The sequence below is a fragment of the Pedobacter sp. genome (assembly GCF_045627485.1).
Classification (GTDB): Bacteria; Bacteroidota; Bacteroidia; order Sphingobacteriales; family Sphingobacteriaceae; genus Pedobacter.
This window is the reverse complement of sequence record NZ_JAZQNU010000060.1, coordinates 1-17871: the sequence shown is the minus strand read 5'-3', so window position 1 is coordinate 17871 and position 17871 is coordinate 1. Positions and strand designations below refer to the sequence as shown.

19 protein-coding genes are annotated in these 17871 nt (G+C 41.1%); 13 read left to right on the top strand and 6 right to left on the bottom strand.

Going from position 1 to position 17871, the window contains the following annotated elements; genetic code table 11:
- Positions 1–103: 103 nt before the first annotated feature.
- Both ACR2F3_RS04465 and uvrB read right to left on the bottom strand, forming a co-directional pair.
- Complete coding sequence (locus tag ACR2F3_RS04465; RefSeq protein WP_432708779.1) at positions 104–301, bottom strand: YwbE family protein; 198 nt, start codon at positions 299–301, stop codon at positions 104–106.
- A 13-nt stretch (positions 302–314) separates the two neighbouring features.
- A complete protein-coding gene (gene uvrB, locus ACR2F3_RS04460) occupies positions 315–2348 on the bottom strand; it encodes an excinuclease ABC subunit UvrB (RefSeq protein ID WP_432708778.1) in 2034 nt (677 codons plus the stop codon).
- A gap of 96 nt (positions 2349–2444) precedes the next feature.
- Between uvrB and ACR2F3_RS04455 the strand changes: the two genes are divergently transcribed.
- From ACR2F3_RS04455 to ACR2F3_RS04425, 7 genes are all read left to right on the top strand, one after another.
- Positions 2445–3581 (top strand): DUF7033 domain-containing protein, encoded by a 1137-nt coding sequence (locus tag ACR2F3_RS04455; RefSeq protein WP_432708777.1) that lies wholly within the window; start codon positions 2445–2447, stop codon positions 3579–3581.
- Positions 3562–4206 carry a uracil phosphoribosyltransferase gene (gene upp / locus ACR2F3_RS04450; RefSeq protein WP_432708776.1) on the top strand — a complete coding sequence of 215 codons (645 nt, stop codon included), beginning with the start codon at positions 3562–3564 and terminating at the stop codon, positions 4204–4206. Before ACR2F3_RS04455 ends, upp begins: the two co-directional genes overlap by 20 nt.
- A gap of 2 nt (positions 4207–4208) precedes the next feature.
- Positions 4209–4898: a YjjG family noncanonical pyrimidine nucleotidase gene (locus ACR2F3_RS04445; RefSeq protein ID WP_432708775.1), complete on the top strand. Its 690-nt coding sequence runs from the start codon at positions 4209–4211 to the stop codon at positions 4896–4898.
- 25 nt (positions 4899–4923) lie between these two features.
- Positions 4924–5451, top strand: coding sequence for a DinB family protein (locus ACR2F3_RS04440; protein WP_432708774.1), 528 nt, complete (start codon positions 4924–4926; stop codon positions 5449–5451).
- A 67-nt stretch (positions 5452–5518) separates the two neighbouring features.
- Positions 5519–6838, top strand: coding sequence for a flippase (locus tag ACR2F3_RS04435; protein ID WP_432708773.1), 1320 nt, complete (start codon positions 5519–5521; stop codon positions 6836–6838).
- The gene (locus ACR2F3_RS04430) at positions 6835–7482 is read left to right on the top strand and encodes an FkbM family methyltransferase (RefSeq protein ID WP_432708772.1); all 648 of its coding nucleotides are present in this window, start codon (positions 6835–6837) and stop codon (positions 7480–7482) included. Before ACR2F3_RS04435 ends, ACR2F3_RS04430 begins: the two co-directional genes overlap by 4 nt.
- A gap of 3 nt (positions 7483–7485) precedes the next feature.
- Positions 7486–8391 carry a glycosyltransferase family 2 protein gene (locus tag ACR2F3_RS04425; protein ID WP_432708771.1) on the top strand — a complete coding sequence of 302 codons (906 nt, stop codon included), beginning with the start codon at positions 7486–7488 and terminating at the stop codon, positions 8389–8391.
- Here ACR2F3_RS04425 and ACR2F3_RS04420 read toward each other — a convergent pair.
- Positions 8388–9140, bottom strand: coding sequence for a class I SAM-dependent methyltransferase (locus ACR2F3_RS04420; RefSeq protein ID WP_432708770.1), 753 nt, complete (start codon positions 9138–9140; stop codon positions 8388–8390). The two genes, ACR2F3_RS04425 and ACR2F3_RS04420, sit on opposite strands and share 4 nt — an antisense overlap.
- A gap of 33 nt (positions 9141–9173) precedes the next feature.
- Here ACR2F3_RS04420 and ACR2F3_RS04415 point away from each other — a divergent pair, with 33 nt between their 5' ends.
- The 3 genes from ACR2F3_RS04415 (at position 9174) to ACR2F3_RS04405 (ending at position 11982) form a co-directional block, all read left to right on the top strand.
- On the top strand, positions 9174–10580 hold the full coding sequence (locus ACR2F3_RS04415; RefSeq protein WP_432708769.1) for a glycosyltransferase: 1407 nt from the start codon (positions 9174–9176) through the stop codon (positions 10578–10580).
- 10 nt (positions 10581–10590) lie between these two features.
- A complete protein-coding gene (locus tag ACR2F3_RS04410) occupies positions 10591–11340 on the top strand; it encodes a glycosyltransferase family 2 protein (RefSeq protein ID WP_432708768.1) in 750 nt (249 codons plus the stop codon).
- Between the two features lie 78 nt (positions 11341–11418).
- On the top strand, positions 11419–11982 hold the full coding sequence (locus ACR2F3_RS04405; RefSeq protein ID WP_432708767.1) for a type 1 glutamine amidotransferase domain-containing protein: 564 nt from the start codon (positions 11419–11421) through the stop codon (positions 11980–11982).
- A gap of 162 nt (positions 11983–12144) precedes the next feature.
- On the opposite strand, the gene ACR2F3_RS04400 is transcribed toward ACR2F3_RS04405, so the two are convergent.
- The gene (locus ACR2F3_RS04400; RefSeq protein ID WP_432708766.1) at positions 12145–12861 is read right to left on the bottom strand and encodes a 3-ketoacyl-ACP reductase; all 717 of its coding nucleotides are present in this window, start codon (positions 12859–12861) and stop codon (positions 12145–12147) included.
- 146 nt (positions 12862–13007) lie between these two features.
- A complete protein-coding gene (typA, locus tag ACR2F3_RS04395) occupies positions 13008–14816 on the bottom strand; it encodes a translational GTPase TypA (RefSeq protein WP_432708765.1) in 1809 nt (602 codons plus the stop codon).
- Positions 14817–15030: 214 nt separating this feature from the next.
- On the opposite strand from typA, the gene ACR2F3_RS04390 reads away from it, so the two are divergent.
- Entirely contained in the window at positions 15031–15672 is a 642-nt protein-coding gene (locus tag ACR2F3_RS04390) for an oxidoreductase (protein ID WP_432708764.1), read from the top strand.
- Positions 15673–15677: 5 nt separating this feature from the next.
- Here the strand turns inward: ACR2F3_RS04390 and ACR2F3_RS04385 are convergent, their stop codons facing one another.
- Positions 15678–16475 (bottom strand): alpha/beta hydrolase, encoded by a 798-nt coding sequence (locus ACR2F3_RS04385; protein WP_432708763.1) that lies wholly within the window; start codon positions 16473–16475, stop codon positions 15678–15680.
- 159 nt (positions 16476–16634) lie between these two features.
- On the opposite strand from ACR2F3_RS04385, the gene ACR2F3_RS04380 reads away from it, so the two are divergent.
- Positions 16635–17345 carry an esterase family protein gene (locus ACR2F3_RS04380; protein ID WP_432708762.1) on the top strand — a complete coding sequence of 237 codons (711 nt, stop codon included), beginning with the start codon at positions 16635–16637 and terminating at the stop codon, positions 17343–17345.
- Positions 17346–17366: 21 nt separating this feature from the next.
- The coding region (locus ACR2F3_RS04375; protein WP_432708761.1) for an ATP-grasp domain-containing protein at positions 17367–17871 on the top strand (505 nt) is incomplete at its 3' end.

Here is a 17871-nt window from a genome sequence, read left to right as displayed (position 1 = left end):
TCTTTAATTATTACAGGGAGCGCTAGAAATTGCATTCTACTTACACATTCTTCCCTGTTTCCCTCAATGGCCGTGCCATAGGATAAAGGTAACACAAATGTGTTTACTCCTCAACTACCTGTGCTACACGACCTACCTGCCCATCTTCCAACCTCACTTTAATACCCCGCGAATGGAATGCTGAAGAGGTGAGCAAATTTGCAACCACACCCCTTGTCAGTTTACCACTTCGCTGGTCCTTTTTTAAAATAATATCAACCAGCAAACCTGGATATATGTCTTTTCTATTCTTACCGTCCATTATTGTATTCTTCCTAATTAAATCGTTCTTCAAACACTTTTTCCATTGCAAACATTTCGTCCCTTAACCGCGCAGCCAACAGGAAGTCCATGTCTTTTGCCGCTTTGGCCATTTCCTTGCGGGTTTTATCGATCGATTTCTGCATCTCGGCCTTAGTCATGTATTGTACCACCGGATCAGCGGCTATACTTACTTCATCTACTTCCACATACGGTTTAGCACGTGTTGCATTTTCTGAGAAATCAAGCATGGACGATTGTTCCATGATCGCTTCCTTGCTTTTACCTACAGTTTTTGGCGTAATACCATGCTCCAGGTTATATGCAATTTGTTTTTCTCGTCTACTATTGGTCACTTCAATGGTTTTGGCCATCGAATCTGTTATGTTATCAGCATACATAATCACGCGGCCCCTGTCGTTCCTCGCAGCACGTCCAATGGTTTGCACCAGCGAGCGTTCAGAACGCAGGAATCCTTCCTTATCAGCATCCAGAATGGCTACAAGTGATACTTCAGGCAAATCGAGCCCCTCCCTTAAAAGGTTAATTCCAATTAACACATCAAATACACCCAAACGTAAATCTCTTAATATTTCCACCCGATCTAGTGTTTTCACCTCAGAGTGGATGTAACGGCATTTTATATTCAAACGGTCCATGTATTTGGTTAGCTCTTCCGCCATCCGTTTGGTTAACGTAGTGACCAATACACGGTCGCCCAATTTTATTGTTTTATCGATTTCGTCCAGCAAGTCGTCAACCTGGTTAATTGCCGGGCGGACTTCAATTAACGGATCCAATAAACCCGTTGGACGAATGACCTGTTCCACAACAATACCTTCTGATTTTTGCAACTCATAGTCGGCCGGTGTTGCACTCACATATACCGTTTGCGGCGCCAACCTTTCAAACTCTTCAAAGTTTAATGGGCGGTTATCCAGGGCCGAGGGTAGTCTAAACCCGTATTCCACCAGCGACATTTTACGTGAACGATCGCCGCCATACATCGCTCTGATTTGCGGTACGGTCACATGGCTTTCATCAATGACCATTAAATAATCATCAGGAAAATAATCAAGCAAACAGAATGGGCGCATACCAGGAGCACGACCATCAAAAAACCGTGAGTAGTTCTCAATTCCGGAACAATAACCTAGTTCTTTCATCATCTCGATATCGAAGTTCACCCTTTCTTCCAGGCGTTTGGCCTCGAGCAAGTGGCGGTCGCCCAATAACTGATTTTTACGAATTTCCAGTTCTTCCTGTATACCCCAAATGGACGAAGCAAACCTGTCTTTCGGGGTTACGAATAAGTTAGCCGGGTAAATGGCCATATCTTCTAATTTCTCCAGTGTCTTTCCGGTAACGGGGTCAATCACACTAAGTTCTTCAATGTCATCGCCAAAAAAAGATACCCTGTAGGCATTGTCAAGGTAGGCCGGAAAAATATCAACGGTATCACCTTTAACTCTAAAAGTACCCCTTTTAAAATCATTGATAGTCCTTGCATATAAGATCTCCACTAAACTATGAAGAAAGGAATTTCTTGAAATTTTAGTACCTACTCCAAAACGGAACACAGAGCGGGAGAAATCCTCGGGATTTCCCATACCATAAATACAGGAAATGGAGGAAACAACGATAACATCCCTCCTGCCCGACATTAAAGCAGAGGTGGTACGTAACCGCAGCTTTTCAATCTCCTCATTAATGCTTAAATCTTTTTCTATATAGGTGTTACTGCTGGGCATATAAGCCTCAGGCTGGTAATAGTCATAATAGGAAACAAAGTAATTGACTGCATTCTCTGGAAAGAACTGTTTAAATTCTCCATATAACTGTGCGGCCAGCGTTTTATTATGACTTAAAATGAGCGTAGGCTTTTGTGTCTGTTCAATCACATTGGCCATGGTAAAGGTTTTACCCGAACCTGTAACCCCCAATAAGGTTTGATAATGCTCTTGATTGTTTATCCCTTCTACCAACTGTTTTATGGCATTTGGCTGATCGCCGGTAGGTTTGTAATCCGAGACAAGTTTAAATTTCATCTAGTTCCTTTTATTATTCTTCACAATAAAAAATATCTATAACTCCAAAGATAAGGAAATCCGATTACCTAAATGTGATGTTAATATCCTATTTTTATGAGCATCATGAAGCTACTTGCCTATGTACCCCAACTCACACCCCGAATAAAGTACATTTTCAACTTTATCTTCCATGATGTCCTAAAAACTGAAATAGGGTTCTGCACTAATATACAGGAATTTAAAGACTCGAACCTGCCCAAAATAAGTTATTGCAACCAGGCCATAACCGACGAGATTCATTTTAAAAATGCAGACTTGTTGCTTGGGCATAACATTATCCGTACCGCTTTTAAAACCACAGCATTTGGCGATACCATTGTGCCCTTTGCTGTTAATGGTGGCACCCTGCCTTTTGACCCCTTTGCGGCATCTTTTTACTTCATCAGCCGATATGAGGAATATATTCACTTTAATCCTGATGACGAAGGGCACTACCCTGCAGAGATTAGTCTGCAAAGTCGTTTGAAACTGTTGCAAATTCCGGTGATCGATGGCTGGGCAATGATTCTAAAAAACATTCTGCTTAAAAAGCACCCCAGCCTGTACTTCGGCAAAAAGAGCTTCAATTTCGTACCTATTACCTGTATGTTTCCCGGGTCAAAATATTCCTCAAGCTTCCTCAAATCAGCGAGGCAATTGATAAGGAAAGTACAAGCGGTTTTGAAGCGCAATGTTGCTGAGGCCAATCAGAGTGCTGAGATTTATGAATTTCTTAAAACCGAGCAGGACAAATACCATCTAAAGGGACTCTTTTTTTACCAGTCTCCAGATAACGAAAATGGCGAGGCAGATGGCCAGGCTGATTTACCCAATAGCTATTTGCAATTACTTAAAACAGGAACCAGAAACGATTACCGTATGGGTTATCAAAACACTCCTGGCTTTAGGGCTGGCACTTGTACCCCCTTTTTATGGTACGATTTACAGCTTGAGAAAACCACACACCTCATGGTTCACCCGATAGCGATCAACGACTTATGCCTAACTGCAGATAAAATGATGCGCACAGATTCAGTGCTGAACAAATGGAAAAACATGGTAGACATGGTAAAACTGATGAATGGCCAGTTTTACGTTGTATGGCACCAGGATACATTAACGCAACCCCGAAAAGGCAAATATGCGCAGAAGCTGTATAGAGAAATGTTAAGCAATTTTTTATCTTTACCGAATGATCTTCGACCTGAGTAAAATAAATTCTATTGCCAATGTATTTCTCTCTGAGATCAGAGATGAAAACATCCAGAAAGACGCTATGCGCTTTCGCAAGAACCTGGAAAGACTGGGGGAATTTTTTGCCTATGAAATCAGCAAAACCCTTACTTATAAAGATTGTGAAACACAAACCCCTTTAGGGATTGCAAAATGTAAACAACTTAAAGAGCAACCCGTTCTGGCCACTATTATGCGTGCTGGTTTACCCATGCATAAAGGTTTGCTAAACGTATTTGACGGCGCTGAGAGTGCTTTTATAAGCGCCATTCGCAAGTCTAACAATAGCGGTGGTTTTAACATCCAGATTGAACACATTTCCACTCCTGACCTTACGGAAAAAGTATTGATTATGGCCGATCCTATGCTGGCAACCGGCTTGAGCATGGTATTATGCTGCAAAGAACTGACCCATCGTTTTCCAGTTAAAGAGTTACATATCGTGGCTGCTATTGCCAGTACGGAAGGCATACGTCATGTAAGGGCGAATTTACCTAAGGCTAAAATCTGGGTCGGTGCCATAGACGAGGAAATGACCAGCAAATCTTACATTGTGCCCGGCTTAGGTGATGCCGGCGACTTAGCTTACGGCAGTAAATTATAAACATGATTAAACATATTTTTTTCGACCTGGATCATACCATCTGGGATTTTGACCGAAATGCGCAGGAAACCCTCATGGAGTTGTTTAATCATTATAACCTTCCATCTTTAGGATTAGACTCTCCGCAAAACTTTATTCAAACCTATACCGAAAATAACCACCAACTTTGGGCAGAGTACCACTTAGGGAAAATTACCAAGGAAGAATTACGTTCACAACGTTTTAGCAAGACTTTTGAAGAGTTAGGCGTAGCGCCTGAACTGGTACCCCTGCAATTTGAGGAAGACTATGTCAGGATCAGTCCAACGAAAACCAACCTATTTGAAGGATCAGAAAAAGTATTGGCCTACCTGCAACGGAAATACACACTGCATATCATCTCTAACGGCTTTAAAGAAACTACTTTAACAAAAATGAAGCTTTCAAATTTAAATATGTATTTTGATCAGGTGATCATTTCTGAGGATGTGGGTGTGAACAAACCAGATAAGGCCGTATTTCAATATGCCTTAAATAAGGCTGGTGCGTTAAAAGAGGAAAGTATCATGATTGGCGACAGCCTTGAAGCAGATGTGCGTGGTGCACAGGATTTCGGTATGCGGGCTATTTTCTTTAATCCACTTAACCGTGACAAACCTGCGGATGTAAAACAGCAAATTGTACACCTGGAAGAATTGATGCTACTATTTTAAATGATGGACTTTAAAACATCGCATAATGGGGAATATCAAAGAATTTTATTCGCTTCAGCGGGCAGTTGAAGCTTATCGCAGCAAGCTATACAGCCTGCCCGAAAGCCAGTTTTCCCAGGCGCCTCCTCAGGGTGGCTGGTCGGCGAGTGAAGTATATGATCACATTTTCGATGCGAGTCTATTATCCTTAATAGCGCTGAATGAATGCCTGGAAGGTCGTGGTTCCAATCGTCCAACCCCATTCGTTACTAAACTGATCTTATTCTTTGGCGCTTTTCCTCCAGGAATCAGGTTTAAAACGCCAGAAATGCTCGAAGGCCGGGTCAAGGTGATTACCAAAGCAGAAGCCACAGCCCTGATCAAACAATTTACGGAAGCGCTGGAAGCCACGCGTGTAAAATCAGCCAAGGCTAATCCCAAGGTAAAAAGCAAACACCCGCGTTTGGGATACTTGAATGCCAGCCAGTGGTTGCGCTTCATTGGAATTCACCTGAGGCATCACCTTAAACAATTAAAACGAGTTGATAATCAGTTAGGGTATAAAATGAATTAGTTAGCACAAGAAAGCTACAGCATTAGCTTTCCGACAATGCTTACCTCATGTAAAACAAAGTAAATTAATGAACATCCCGAGTATCAAAGGTTTTGACGAGGCTGCTTTTCAAAAATATTTCAAGAATACCAGCTGGCTCATGTTTGGAAAGATATTCAGCCTGGCCGTTAACCTAATCATCATAAGGTACCTGGGGCCCGTTAATTTTGGAGACCTTAGCTTTGCCGAAGCCTTAACCGCAATTATTGCTGCAGTAGGTACACTAGGACTAGACAGTTTCATCATCAGGGAGATTATTAAACAACCTCAGCGCAAAAACGAAATCCTGGGCACGGCTCTGGGCATGCGTTTGATGGTAAATGCCCTGCTCATTCCATTATGCATCGGCGTTTACCTTACCTTTCACTATCTTTCTGCTAAACCAGGCACACCACTTACCCTTATTGTAACTTTACTTTCTCTGGCTTCACTTTTTAAGTCCTTTAATGTCATAGATTCTTATTTCCAATCGCAGGTTCAATCTAAATATGTGGTTCAGGTGCAAAATGCCTGCCTTGTTATTTCTGCAATTGTCAAAGTGCTACTTGTCTGGCTAAAAATGCCATTAGTCTGGTTTGCCGTGGCGTTATCCTTTGATGCTTTTATCCTGGCCTTTGGTTTGGTTTGGATGTACCAAAAAAGAGGGTTTGACATCAGGCAGTGGACTTTCAGCATACAGCGGGCAAAGTCTTTACTAAAATTATCCTTCCCCCTGATTTTTTCAGCGTTAATGGTATCCATCTACATGAAAATTGACCAGGTGATGCTAAAAAGTGTAGGAAGTGAGGAAGTAGGGATTTATAGCGCCGCGGTAAAGATATCTGAAGCCTGGTATTTTATTCCCCTTGCCATTGTGACTTCCGTATTCCCTGCACTTGTCAATGCCAGACTTAATGATCCAGAGCGTTATAAAAAGCGGCTTTCTAATTTATACGATCTTTTGGTTTATATAAGTCTGCCCGTGGCTTTGTTTTTTAGTTTCTTTAGCACAGATCTTATTCACCTGGTATACGGTAACCAATATGAAGGTGCTGGCCCCATGTTTAGCATACACATCTGGTCAGGGGTGTTCGTGTTCCTTGGAACAGCAAGCTCGCAATACTTATTGGCAGAGGGTTACACCATGCTTTCACTGCAACGTACTGCAGCCGGTGCCATTGTAAACATATTACTCAACTTCTGGCTAATCCCTTTATACGGAGGTATAGGCGCATCTATAGCTACACTTATCGCCTGCATAATATCCACTTTCTATATTTTATTCATTCCGCGAACCAGAGAACAAGGCATTGTGATGTTAAAATCGTTATTTTTGATCTCGGCATTTCAAAAAATCAAAACACTTTGAGCACAATTAAAGCATTAGCTACCCTGATTTCCAAGCCAAATAGGCTACACGCACTCTTGTCTTACGGCCATAAAGGTTATCTGGCTAGTATTGGATGGTTCAAAGCTTTCGACAGCCAGGAAGCTGTTGATGCCAACGGCGAACCCCTTCCCTGGGTAACCTACAGCTTTATCGATTTTATTAAAGACCGCCTAAACCATACACAAAAGGTATTTGAATATGGATCGGGCAGTTCTACCCTGTTTTATGCGAAACGCGTTGCCCAGGTGGTTTCTGTGGAGCATGATGAAAACTGGTACAACAAAATTTTGAGCACCAAACCTCAAAATGCAACAATGATTTATACGAAACTGGAAAAAGGTGGTGAATACAGCAAAAAGGCGGTCCTTCTTGGCGAGCAATTTGATATCATCATCGTGGATGGCCGCGACCGGGTAAACTGCTGCAAAGAGAGCATCAATGCATTAAGTCCGCAGGGCGTATTAGTACTGGATGATTCCGAACGCCCAGAATACAACGAGGCACGCCAAATTTTGAAAAGCCATGGTTTTAAAGAATTATCTTTTAGTGGCATTTCACCAGGACTTTTCTACCTAAAGGCCACATCCGTTTTTTATAAACCAGAGAACTGCTTAGCTATCTAATATATGCAGAATTTTGCACCCATTGCCCTTTTTGTTTATAACCGTCCAAAACATACTGCCCGTACCTTAAAGTTTCTGCAACAGAATACTTTGGCGGCAGAAAGCAGGCTATTTGTGTTTTCTGATGGGGCAAAAAGCCAGGAAGATGAAGCCAGTGTACAAGAAGTAAGGGAATTGCTGCAAAATATTGATGGTTTTAAATCGGTAGAAATTATCAGGCGCACCAAAAATTTTGGCCTGGCAGATTCCATTATTGATGGCGTGAGCAGGCTGGTTAAAACCTATAAACAAGTGATTGTTTTTGAAGACGACCTGATTACCTCTCCACATACACTCACCTATTTTAATGAAGGGTTGACGCGCTACAAGGAAAAGGATAAAGTGATGCATTTAGGGGCCTACATGTACCCTTTGAACAATAAAGATTTACCCGAAACTTTTTTTTACCGGGCTGCTACCAGCTGGGGATGGGCAACATGGGAGAGAGCATGGTTAAATTTCGAGCCTAATATTGATACGTTAATTTCGCAATTTGATGAAAAGAAAATATTCAACTTCTCTATTGATGGGAAGATGAATTTCTGGAAGCAAATGATTGAATTTAAAAAAGGAAAAAATAATAGTTGGGCCATCCGTTGGTATGCATCAATATTTTTAAAAGAGGGATTAACCTTAAATCCCGCACAATCCTTAGTAAACAACATCGGTCATGACGGCTCCGGTATCCATTCGGGGATCAACGACATTTACAATGTAATTATTAATCCTAAGCGGATTACCCAGTTTCCGCAAGAGATAAAGGAAAATAAGGCGGCTTATGTAGCCATCAAAGAATTCCTTACCCATAGAAAAGGAAATTTGTGGGAACGCATAAAGAGGTTTGTCAACGAAAAATTCCTCAAATTCTAAAGCGGTTTACGCGCTTCGACCAAAATGTAGGGCGATAGTGCTCTGGAGTTAAAAGGGATAACTTTTGTGAACACCTTACCGGCAAACCATACCGCCTTTTTAAATACACGTACCGCAGCAGGTTTTTCTTTTTCATTCTCCAACCATAAACTAAAATTACCGAAATACCTGGATTGTATTACTTCCAATCCTGCCTTTCTACAGATCTCGGCTAATAGTGCCGGATCCATGCAGTCAATATTGTGTTTATCGTAATTGGCTTTATCAAAAGTCTTCTGGAACCAGCCATTCAACGCGTTAAAATTTGGCAAGGTTAAAAACAAGGTGCCGCCGGGTTTTACGAAGTTGATGTGGCGGTTAATGATATCAGCGGTATCGTTGAAATGCTCAATAAGTCCACAGGAGAGTACCAGGTCATATGTTTTCTCAGGTGTATAATTAAAAAGATCTGTTTCTATGATATGGATATCGTTTTCCTGCAGGCCATTGGTTTGTAGCAGATTCCTGGTGATGGGTGGATGCACAAAATAATCAAGGAGGGTAACATCAAGCTTTAGATACTTTTTTAAGAAAACTGCGTAATAACCTGGGAAACCACCCAGTTCAATGGCTGTTTTTACCTTTTGCTGTTTAACTATAGCTGCCAGTTGCTGGTGAAAGAGGTAATCGGCCGGAATGTTAACCGCCAGGTCCGTTTTATTCTCCCAATAATTTACCCAAAACGCCCTGTCAGTTAATTGGTTATCCATTTATCCTTTATTTTTATTGTTCTGTAAGCCTTAATGAGGGTTGAAAATAGTGATGCCCTGGAACAGGCTCCTTCAACGCGCCTGACAAGCAAAAATACACAAAGACTTTTTAATAAAGATTGGCAATTATATGTAATTTTGAGAAACAACATTGATTTGGAGAAAAAATTGAAGGTCATCCACTTAAACACATACGAAGGAAACGGCGGCGCCGGAAGGGCATGTTTACGCCTGAATGACGCTTTAAATGCTAACGGTACAGATTCTGAAGTGATGGTGTTTTACCAGTTTAAAGAAAGCTCGAAAACCATCCCCTTCAGCAAAACACCTTTCCAAAAAGCACTGGCCATCTTTAACATCCTTGCAGAACGTTACCTTGTTAAACTCTTCGTTAAAGCGATGAAAACGCCCTTTTCCCTTCAATGGTTCGGACGTTCGGTGATTAAACACCCCAAAGTTAAACAAGCCGACATTATACATTTGCACTGGATTAACCATGGTTTTTTATCGCCCAGGGTGTTGGCACAACTTGAAGATCTGGACAAACCAATGGTATGGACTTTTCACGACAGTAACGCCTTTACCGGTGGATGCCATGTGCGTTATTCTTGTGAAAACTATCATAAAGAATGTGGTTTCTGTCCCCTATTAAGATCCAGTGGAAAAAATGACCTGTCCAGGCAAACCTGGAAGCGTAAAAGGGAATCCTATGCTAACCTTAACTTTCACATTGTGGCGCCTAGCCATTGGATGTATAACTCGGTTAAATTTAGCAGTTTAATGGGAGCCCGCCAGGCGATGGTGATTCCCAATACCATCGAAACGGATGTATTTAAACCTTATGTGAAAGCGGAGGCCAAAAAGATTCTTAAAATTGCTCCTGAAAAATTTGTGTTGATGAGTGGTTTTATGCCCTCAAAAAACGACAAACATAAGGGTACGGCCTACCTGCTGGAGGCTTTAGTAAAGTTTAGCAAAAGACCGGGCGTCAAGAAAGAAAATATCGAACTGATAATTTTTGGGAACAAGGACCAGAAAGTGATGCCTGATTTCCCCTTTAAAACAACTTTTCTGGGTACCATTAGTAATGACGATCACCTGGCGAAGTGTTATTCTGCGGCTGACGCTTTTTTAAGCGCTTCTCTGGAAGATAACCTACCGAACACGGTTATGGAAAGCTTAGCTTGCGCAACACCTGTAATCGCTTTTAAAACCGGGGGCATTCCTGACATGGTAAAACATCAGGAAAATGGTTTCCTGGCCACTTATGAATCTGCGGTGGATTTAGCCAATGGCATGGAATGGTTATACCACATGAAAAACCGCGAGGAAATTCAGAAAGAAGCTCGGAGAACCATACTAACTGAATTTGCACCCTCTGTAATTGCCGACAAACACCTCAGCCTCTACCAGTCGCTGATCAACTTACACCCTCATTAATTGCCCCCGAATGCAGCCTTTATTAAGTGTCATTACAATTGTATACAATAATGTACGCGATATTGAACGTACCATGTGCTCCGTGTTAAACCAGACTTACCCCCGCATCGAATACATTTTGATTGATGGCGCCAGTACGGATGGAACATTGGAAGTAATTAACCGCTACAAAGAGGAATTGGCTGTTGTAGTTTCTGAAAAAGACAAAGGCATTTACGATGCAATGAATAAGGGCCTTGCACTTGCCACCGGCGACTATGTACTATTCATGAACTCTGGTGATGAAATTTATGCCCCCGACACTGTGGAACAGGTATTTAACAGCTCCCCTGATGCAGATATTTATTATGGGGAAACTGAAATGTACAACCAGAATTGGGAAAGTTTAGGACAGCGCCGGCACCAGGCACCGGAAATCTTCAACTGGAAAAGTTTTAAATATGGCATGAACGTGAGCCACCAGGCCATCTATATTAAGCGGTCGCTTTGCGAACCATATGACCTGCAGTACCACTACAGTGCCGATGTCGACTGGATTATCCGGGCAGCGAAAAAGTCTAAGAAAATTGTAAACACGCACCTTTACGTCGCCAAATACCTCGTGGGTGGCGTATCTAAACAGAAACACCTGGCCAGTTTAAAAGAGCGTTTTCGCATTTTTACCAAGTATTATGGCGTCATTCCTAACCTGATCAATCATGGGGTAATTGCATTGAATTTGGGTAAATACTTCGTTAAACATCGCCGTACCAATGATTAAAGCATTCTAAAAACAATCTTTTTCCTGATTTGTCTTTATATAGAACTAATTGAACGTTTTATTTAAAAATATAAAATCATGGGACAACTAACGCATAGAAAAATAGCGGTATTAGCTGCAGACGGTTTTGAAGAATCAGAATTAACAGTACCAGTACAACGCTTGAAAGAGGAAAATGCAACTGTGCATATTATATCTGAAGAAAGCGGAAAAATACAGGCCATGAAAGGCGATAAAGACTGGACCATTGAAGTTGATGTAGACAAAACAATTGCTGAAGCAGATGCCAGCGATTATCATGGATTGCTGTTACCAGGCGGGGTATTGAATCCTGATACGCTGCGTAAAAATGAGGATGCCCTAAAGTTTGTAAAAGCTTTTTTTGAAGCGGGGAAACCTGTGGCAGCCATTTGCCATGCCCCTCAGATCCTGATTTCGGCAGAAGTAGTAGAAGGTCGCCAGTTAACATCGATCCCACATATCAGCATTGACCTTAAAAATGCAGGTGCGAATTGGGTAGATGAAGAAGTGGTGGTTGATCAGGGTTTGGTAACCAGCCGCAGCCCGAAAGACCTGCCTGCTTTTTGCGACAAAATAGTGGAAGAATTTGCAGAGGGTGTACATTCAGGACAACACGCTTAACTCAGCCTTTGTTGGATTTCAATTAAGGTCCTTTACCGGACTACACCCTTCACTTGCACAAAAAAATCACTATGTCTGTGAAAAAGCTTAAAGGCTTTTACCCCTTCTGGTAAAAGTTTTCAGACTTAGAACAGACATAGCGATTTTAAAAGCAAGCCTATTTTATGGATTTGTAGACCAAATGGCGGATTCTTTAACGAAAACCCTGCGGTTTAACTTTAATTGTGAAACGATCAGCTCGGCAAAATCCTCTGCCTGCATCACGCGTTCCGGATTACCATCAGTTAATTTTAAATCTTTAGCCATATCTGTGGCGATGGTACTAGGTATTAGCGTATTCACTCTGATGTTATGTTTACGCACTTCCTGCATTAAGGATTCAGACATACCGATTAATGCAAATTTCGATGCACTGTAAGCACTCGTTACTGCATTACCATTTTTACCTGCTGTAGAAGAGATGTTAATGATATCGCCTGTTTTTCTTTCAATCATATCAGGCAATACTGCACGGGTAACATAATAAGGACCGAATAGGTTTACTTTTACAATCTGCTCCCAACGTGCCGGATCAAGTTCCATAAAAGATCCAAAACTGCTAATTCCTGCATTGTTTATCAGGATATCAATAGGGCCCAACGCTTCTTTTACAGTCGCCACAGCTGCATTTACAGCTTCTATATCAGCTACATCAGCCACGGCGGTTACCGTCTTTACACCATATTCTTTTAATTCGTCTGCAACTTGGTTTAAGTCTGCCTGAGTTCTGGCTACCAAACCAACATTTACGCCTTCCTGTGCTAAAGCCCTGGCCAAAGCGCGGCCTATTCCTTTACCCGCACCAGTGATGAGGGCATTTTTTCCTTGTAATGATTCCATCGTATCAAATTTATAAAAGATACCGCGGTAAGGACGCCCCTGTGAATAAGGTGACATAAATTTAACGGTTTTGCAAGATATTGCTTGCAAAAAAAAAGCTGCCCTTTTGGAGCAGCTTTTTATATACTTATCAAATTCCGATCAGCTTATGACTGGAATTTTTTTGCATTTATTTTACGCTCATTTTCATTAAGGTAAATTTTACGGATACGCATGCTTAGAGGCGTAATCTCGATATACTCATCAGCCTGGATATATTCCATAGCTTCTTCTAAGGAGAATTTAATAGCTGGAGCAATACGAGTGTTATCATCTGTACCAGATGCACGCATATTGGTCAAAGCTTTACCTTTTGTGATGTTTACCACTAAATCGTTATCACGGATGTGCTCACCCACGATCTGACCTTCATAAATATCAACACCCGGATCAACGAAGAAACGACCACGATCTTGTAATTTATCGATAGAGTAAGCTGTTGTAGCACCTTTATCCATAGAAATTAACACACCGTTAGATCTTCCAGGGATTACACCTTTCCAAGGCTCATAAGCTTTGAAACGGTGAGCCATGATCGCTTCACCAGCAGTAGCTGTTAATACGTTATTTCTTAAACCGATGATACCACGTGAAGGAATCTCAAATTCTAAGTGTTGTAAATCGCCTTTTGGCTCCATAACCAATAACTCACCTTTACGTTGTGTTACCAGTTCAATTACTTTACCAGATACTTCAGCAGGTACATCTACGATTAAGGTTTCAATTGGCTCACATTTTTTACCGTCAATCTCTTTAACAATAACCTGTGGCTGTCCTACCTGAATCTCATATCCCTCGCGACGCATGGTCTCGATTAATACAGATAAATGCAGAATACCCCTTCCGTAAACTAAATAAGCATCAGGAGATTCAGTCTCTACCACTTTAAGGGCAAGATTTTTCTCCATCTCTTTGTATAAACGTTCTTTAATACGTTGAGAAGTTACAAATTTACCTTCTTTACCGTAAAATGGAGAGTTGTTAATGGTGAACAACATGTTCATGGTTGGCTCATCGATAGAGATAACCGGAAGTTGTTCTGGTGCTTCAAAGTCAGAAATAGTATCACCGATATCAAAACCATCAATACCTACAACTGCGCAGATATCACCTGATTTTACTTCAGTGGTACGAATTTTACCTAAACCTTCGAAAGTATATAGTTCTTTAACGCGGGATTTAACCACTTTACCATCACGTTTAATTAAGGTTACCGGTTGATTTTCTTTGATTGAACCTCTATGTACACGACCTATTGCAATACGACCTACGAAAGATGAATAATCTAAAGAGGTGATTTGCATTTGTAAAGTACCTTCGTTTTCTGGTGCAGCAGGAATGTTTTCAATGATGCAATCCAATAACGGGAAAATATCAGTTGTTGGAACTTTATAGTCAGTGCTCATCCAACCTTGTTTAGAAGAACCGTAAATTACAGGAAAGTCTAATTGATCCTCAGTAGCTTCCAGGTTGAAGAACAATTCAAAGATTTGCTCATAAACTTCTTCTGGACGACAGTTTTCTTTATCTACTTTATTAACAACAACAATTGGCTTTAAACCAAGAGCTAATGCTTTTTGCGTTACGAAACGCGTTTGCGGCATTGCACCTTCAAAAGCATCGCAAAGCAATACCACACCATCAGCCATTTTTAACACACGTTCAACTTCACCACCAAAATCGGCGTGACCAGGTGTATCGATAATATTAATTTTATAATCCTTGTACTTTACGGAAACATTTTTGGAAACAATAGTAATTCCCCGCTCACGTTCTAAATCGTTATTGTCAAGTATCAGATCACCTGTTTGTTCGTTATCGCGAAAGATAGAACAGGTATGTAAAATTTTATCAACCAATGTGGTTTTACCGTGGTCAACGTGTGCTATAATAGCTATATTTCTAATTTTTTGCATATAATGCCTTGTGAATTTTGCGCAAAGGTATCGATTTATTTTAATATATAAGCCTAGATGTTACGTATTTGCATCTTAAATGTGCTAAACTTTGTTAACCATTACTTGTTATTACATTAACTAAACCACTTGAGACTAACCGCATGTAAAAAGCATTAACTTTAAGTTTTTGATAGCGTTATGGTTAAATAATAAACAATTTTATAGAAACTTTATGAAAGCAGTTTTACTTGGTGCAAGCGGATTGATTGGAAGCAGTTTATTAAAGCAACTTCTGGAAAACCCTCACTTTACCGAAGTTCTTATTCTGGTTCGTAAACCTTTAGATCTGCAACACCCCAAGTTAACCGTGCTAGTGGTAGATTTTGACAAACTAAGAGAGTATGCAGAAAAACTGAAGGTCGATGTGGTGTTTTGCTGCCTGGGTACCACCAAGAAAAAGACGCCAAACCAGGAAGATTACCGCAAAATTGACTATCAATACCCACTTGACATGGCATGGATTGCTTACACTAACGGTGCTTCGCAATACCACCTGGTATCGGCCATGGGTGCCAACCCGCATTCAAGTATCTTCTATTCAAGGTTGAAAGGGGAAGTAGAAAGGGATTTAAAAACCGTTCCTTTTAAAACTATTCACATCTATCGCCCTTCTTTATTGGATGGTAAACGTAAAGAACAGCGTTTTGGCGAAGAACTGATGATCTATGTTATGCGAGTGATAAACCCTTTATTGATTGGCGGTTTAAGAAAATACCGGAGTGTGAAAATTGAAAAGGTTGCAGCCGCCATGTTAAGGCAATCGCTGACTGATAAAAAAGGCATCTTTATTCACCAGTCTGACGAGCTCCAATAGACTACCTAAACAGGGTAATAAGGCGTGGCAAATGCCCAGGTCAAAAAGTGGGGTAATGCTTTTGCCCAGCTGGAAGGGTGGTGTTTCCCTCCAACCATTTCATAGTAAAACACCTGATCTGGACGCTTATAACCTTTATTTAAAAGTTCCTTGATCACATCAATCGTATCATCAATGGAATCGATAATGTAATTATGATTACGATCGGAGGTTTCATCTTCAGTGCCCGTCATTAACCAGAATTTAACCGCCGGACTTCCTGCAGTTTCACGGATCATTTCATGTAAAATCCTATCCTGGTCGCTATAACCGTCTTCAAACGCCTTTTTTCTCCACCAAAAGGCTCCTGAGAACACACCTGCTAAATCAAACAATTCTGGGTGGCGCCAGGTAATATCGAAAGCAGAAAGTCCACCGAGCGAACATCCTGCAAAGCCACATTTACCTCCATTTAAGGTTTTATAAGTGCTGTACAGGTATGGCAGGAGTTCGCTAACCACAAACTTTGTATATGCATCTGCCTTAGCACCACGGCCCATAAAATCAGGAACACCCGCTACCCCATATTCTTGCAGGCGGTTGTGACCTGCTTTAATGGCAACGATCATTAGCGGCTCAATTTTTCCAGCTGTGCGTAAAGCAGCAGCAGTAGCACCCAGTGTTAAAGCCTCTGCTTCCTGTCCATCGTTAAATAACAACAAGTGAAGGGGTTTTTGTACCGCCGACTGTTCAGGACGGAAGATTTCTAACGCTACATTGCGGTTTAAAAAAGCAGAAGTGATTTGATGTGGAGTTTTGATCATTTAGACAATTAACATAAAGCCTGCAATTTACCAATCTTTATAAAAACTTACCGGATAAGTTTAAATGATTAGGAAAGCTGAAAAACAGCGGCAATAATTATCAAACAAAACTTGCTTATAATTTAGTTGATGCTTAACTTTTAAAACCAAATAACGATTATGAAAGAAGAGTATCTGAGGTGGTTTAGCCCAAATTTAAGCCGTGATTTCGAAATGCTCACTTTTGGCCATAGCGGCTACCCTATTATTCTTTTTCCCACCAGCCAGGGACGTTATTATGAAAACAAAGACTTCCAGCTGATCAATTCGGTTCAGCATTTTATAGAAGACGGACTTGTTAAAATCTTTTGTCCGGATAGCATTGATTCTTTAAGCTGGTATAACCACACCGTGCCACCTGCCCTCCGCGTGAAAAATCACCAATCGTATGAGCGCATGCTTTTAGATGAGGTGGTGCCAAAAGCCCTTTCTGAAACAGACAAAAATAAGGTGGTAGTAGCCGGATGCAGTTTTGGCGGATATCATGCCGCGAATTTCGCTTTTAAGCACCCGGAATTGGTGAGTCATTTATTTAGCATGAGTGGCGTTTTTGACATCCGAAATCAATTGGATGGCTTTTACAACGATGATGTTTACTTCAATAATCCTGTTGATTATTTACCTCATGCAAATAATACTGAACTTTGGAACCTAAAAATTGTTCTGGGTTCGGCAGAACGAGACGTCTGTCGCTATGACAACGAAAATTTATCGTCCATTTTATACCATAAAGGCATGAGTCATTGGCTTGATATCAGGCATGATACTGACCACGACTGGGTAGTTTGGCGTGAACAGTTTCCATGTTATTTAGGCAAACTTTACTACTGAAAAATTTTATATAGATACGAAATGAAAAAGATCGGAATACTATTCGGAGAGGAACGATCCTTTCCAGAAGCTTTTGTTAAACATGTAAATGAGTTGGCCCCTGAGGGCATCACCGCAGAATTTGTGACCCTGGATAAAATCGTGCAAGCCGAACTCTTAGGCTATGCAGTGATTGTGGACCGAATATCGCAGGGTGTTCCTTTTTACAGGTCCGCACTTAAAAATGCCGCCATTACAGGAACGGCAGTAATAAATAATCCTTTTTGGCAGAGTGCCGATGAGAAGTTTTTTAATAATGCGCTTGCGGTCAAACTAGGAATTCCTGTTCCCAAAACAGCACTGATTCCGTCCTACGACCGGCCGTCAGATACTTCAGCAGATTCTTTCAGTAACCTGGCCTTTCCGTTGGACTGGGAATCCATTTTTGATTATACCGGCTTCCCTTCTTATATGAAACCTTTCGATGGCGGTGGCTGGAAAGAAGTTTATAAACTGCATGATATAGAAGATTTTTATGATAAACACC

What these genes read in the sequence shown, in the direction of transcription:
- ACR2F3_RS04400 (WP_432708766.1), bottom strand. Translation starts at nt 12,861, where the DNA reads ATGGAATCATTACAAGGAAAAAATGCCCTCATCACTGGTGCGGGTAAA.
- ACR2F3_RS04405 (WP_432708767.1), top strand. Translation starts at nt 11,419, where the DNA reads ATGGGACAACTAACGCATAGAAAAATAGCGGTATTAGCTGCAGACGGT.
- ACR2F3_RS04440 (WP_432708774.1), top strand. Translation starts at nt 4,924, where the DNA reads ATGGGGAATATCAAAGAATTTTATTCGCTTCAGCGGGCAGTTGAAGCT.
- upp (WP_432708776.1), top strand. Translation starts at nt 3,562, where the DNA reads ATGATCTTCGACCTGAGTAAAATAAATTCTATTGCCAATGTATTTCTC.
- ACR2F3_RS04465 (WP_432708779.1), bottom strand. Translation starts at nt 301, where the DNA reads ATGGACGGTAAGAATAGAAAAGACATATATCCAGGTTTGCTGGTTGAT.
- ACR2F3_RS04425 (WP_432708771.1), top strand. Translation starts at nt 7,486, where the DNA reads ATGCAGAATTTTGCACCCATTGCCCTTTTTGTTTATAACCGTCCAAAA.
- ACR2F3_RS04435 (WP_432708773.1), top strand. Translation starts at nt 5,519, where the DNA reads ATGAACATCCCGAGTATCAAAGGTTTTGACGAGGCTGCTTTTCAAAAA.
- uvrB (WP_432708778.1), bottom strand. Translation starts at nt 2,348, where the DNA reads ATGAAATTTAAACTTGTCTCGGATTACAAACCTACCGGCGATCAGCCA.
- typA (WP_432708765.1), bottom strand. Translation starts at nt 14,816, where the DNA reads ATGCAAAAAATTAGAAATATAGCTATTATAGCACACGTTGACCACGGT.
- ACR2F3_RS04445 (WP_432708775.1), top strand. Translation starts at nt 4,209, where the DNA reads ATGATTAAACATATTTTTTTCGACCTGGATCATACCATCTGGGATTTT.
- ACR2F3_RS04380 (WP_432708762.1), top strand. Translation starts at nt 16,635, where the DNA reads ATGAAAGAAGAGTATCTGAGGTGGTTTAGCCCAAATTTAAGCCGTGAT.
- ACR2F3_RS04385 (WP_432708763.1), bottom strand. Translation starts at nt 16,475, where the DNA reads ATGATCAAAACTCCACATCAAATCACTTCTGCTTTTTTAAACCGCAAT.
- ACR2F3_RS04420 (WP_432708770.1), bottom strand. Translation starts at nt 9,140, where the DNA reads ATGGATAACCAATTAACTGACAGGGCGTTTTGGGTAAATTATTGGGAG.
- ACR2F3_RS04390 (WP_432708764.1), top strand. Translation starts at nt 15,031, where the DNA reads ATGAAAGCAGTTTTACTTGGTGCAAGCGGATTGATTGGAAGCAGTTTA.
- ACR2F3_RS04455 (WP_432708777.1), top strand. Translation starts at nt 2,445, where the DNA reads ATGAGCATCATGAAGCTACTTGCCTATGTACCCCAACTCACACCCCGA.
- ACR2F3_RS04410 (WP_432708768.1), top strand. Translation starts at nt 10,591, where the DNA reads ATGCAGCCTTTATTAAGTGTCATTACAATTGTATACAATAATGTACGC.
- ACR2F3_RS04415 (WP_432708769.1), top strand. Translation starts at nt 9,174, where the DNA reads ATGAGGGTTGAAAATAGTGATGCCCTGGAACAGGCTCCTTCAACGCGC.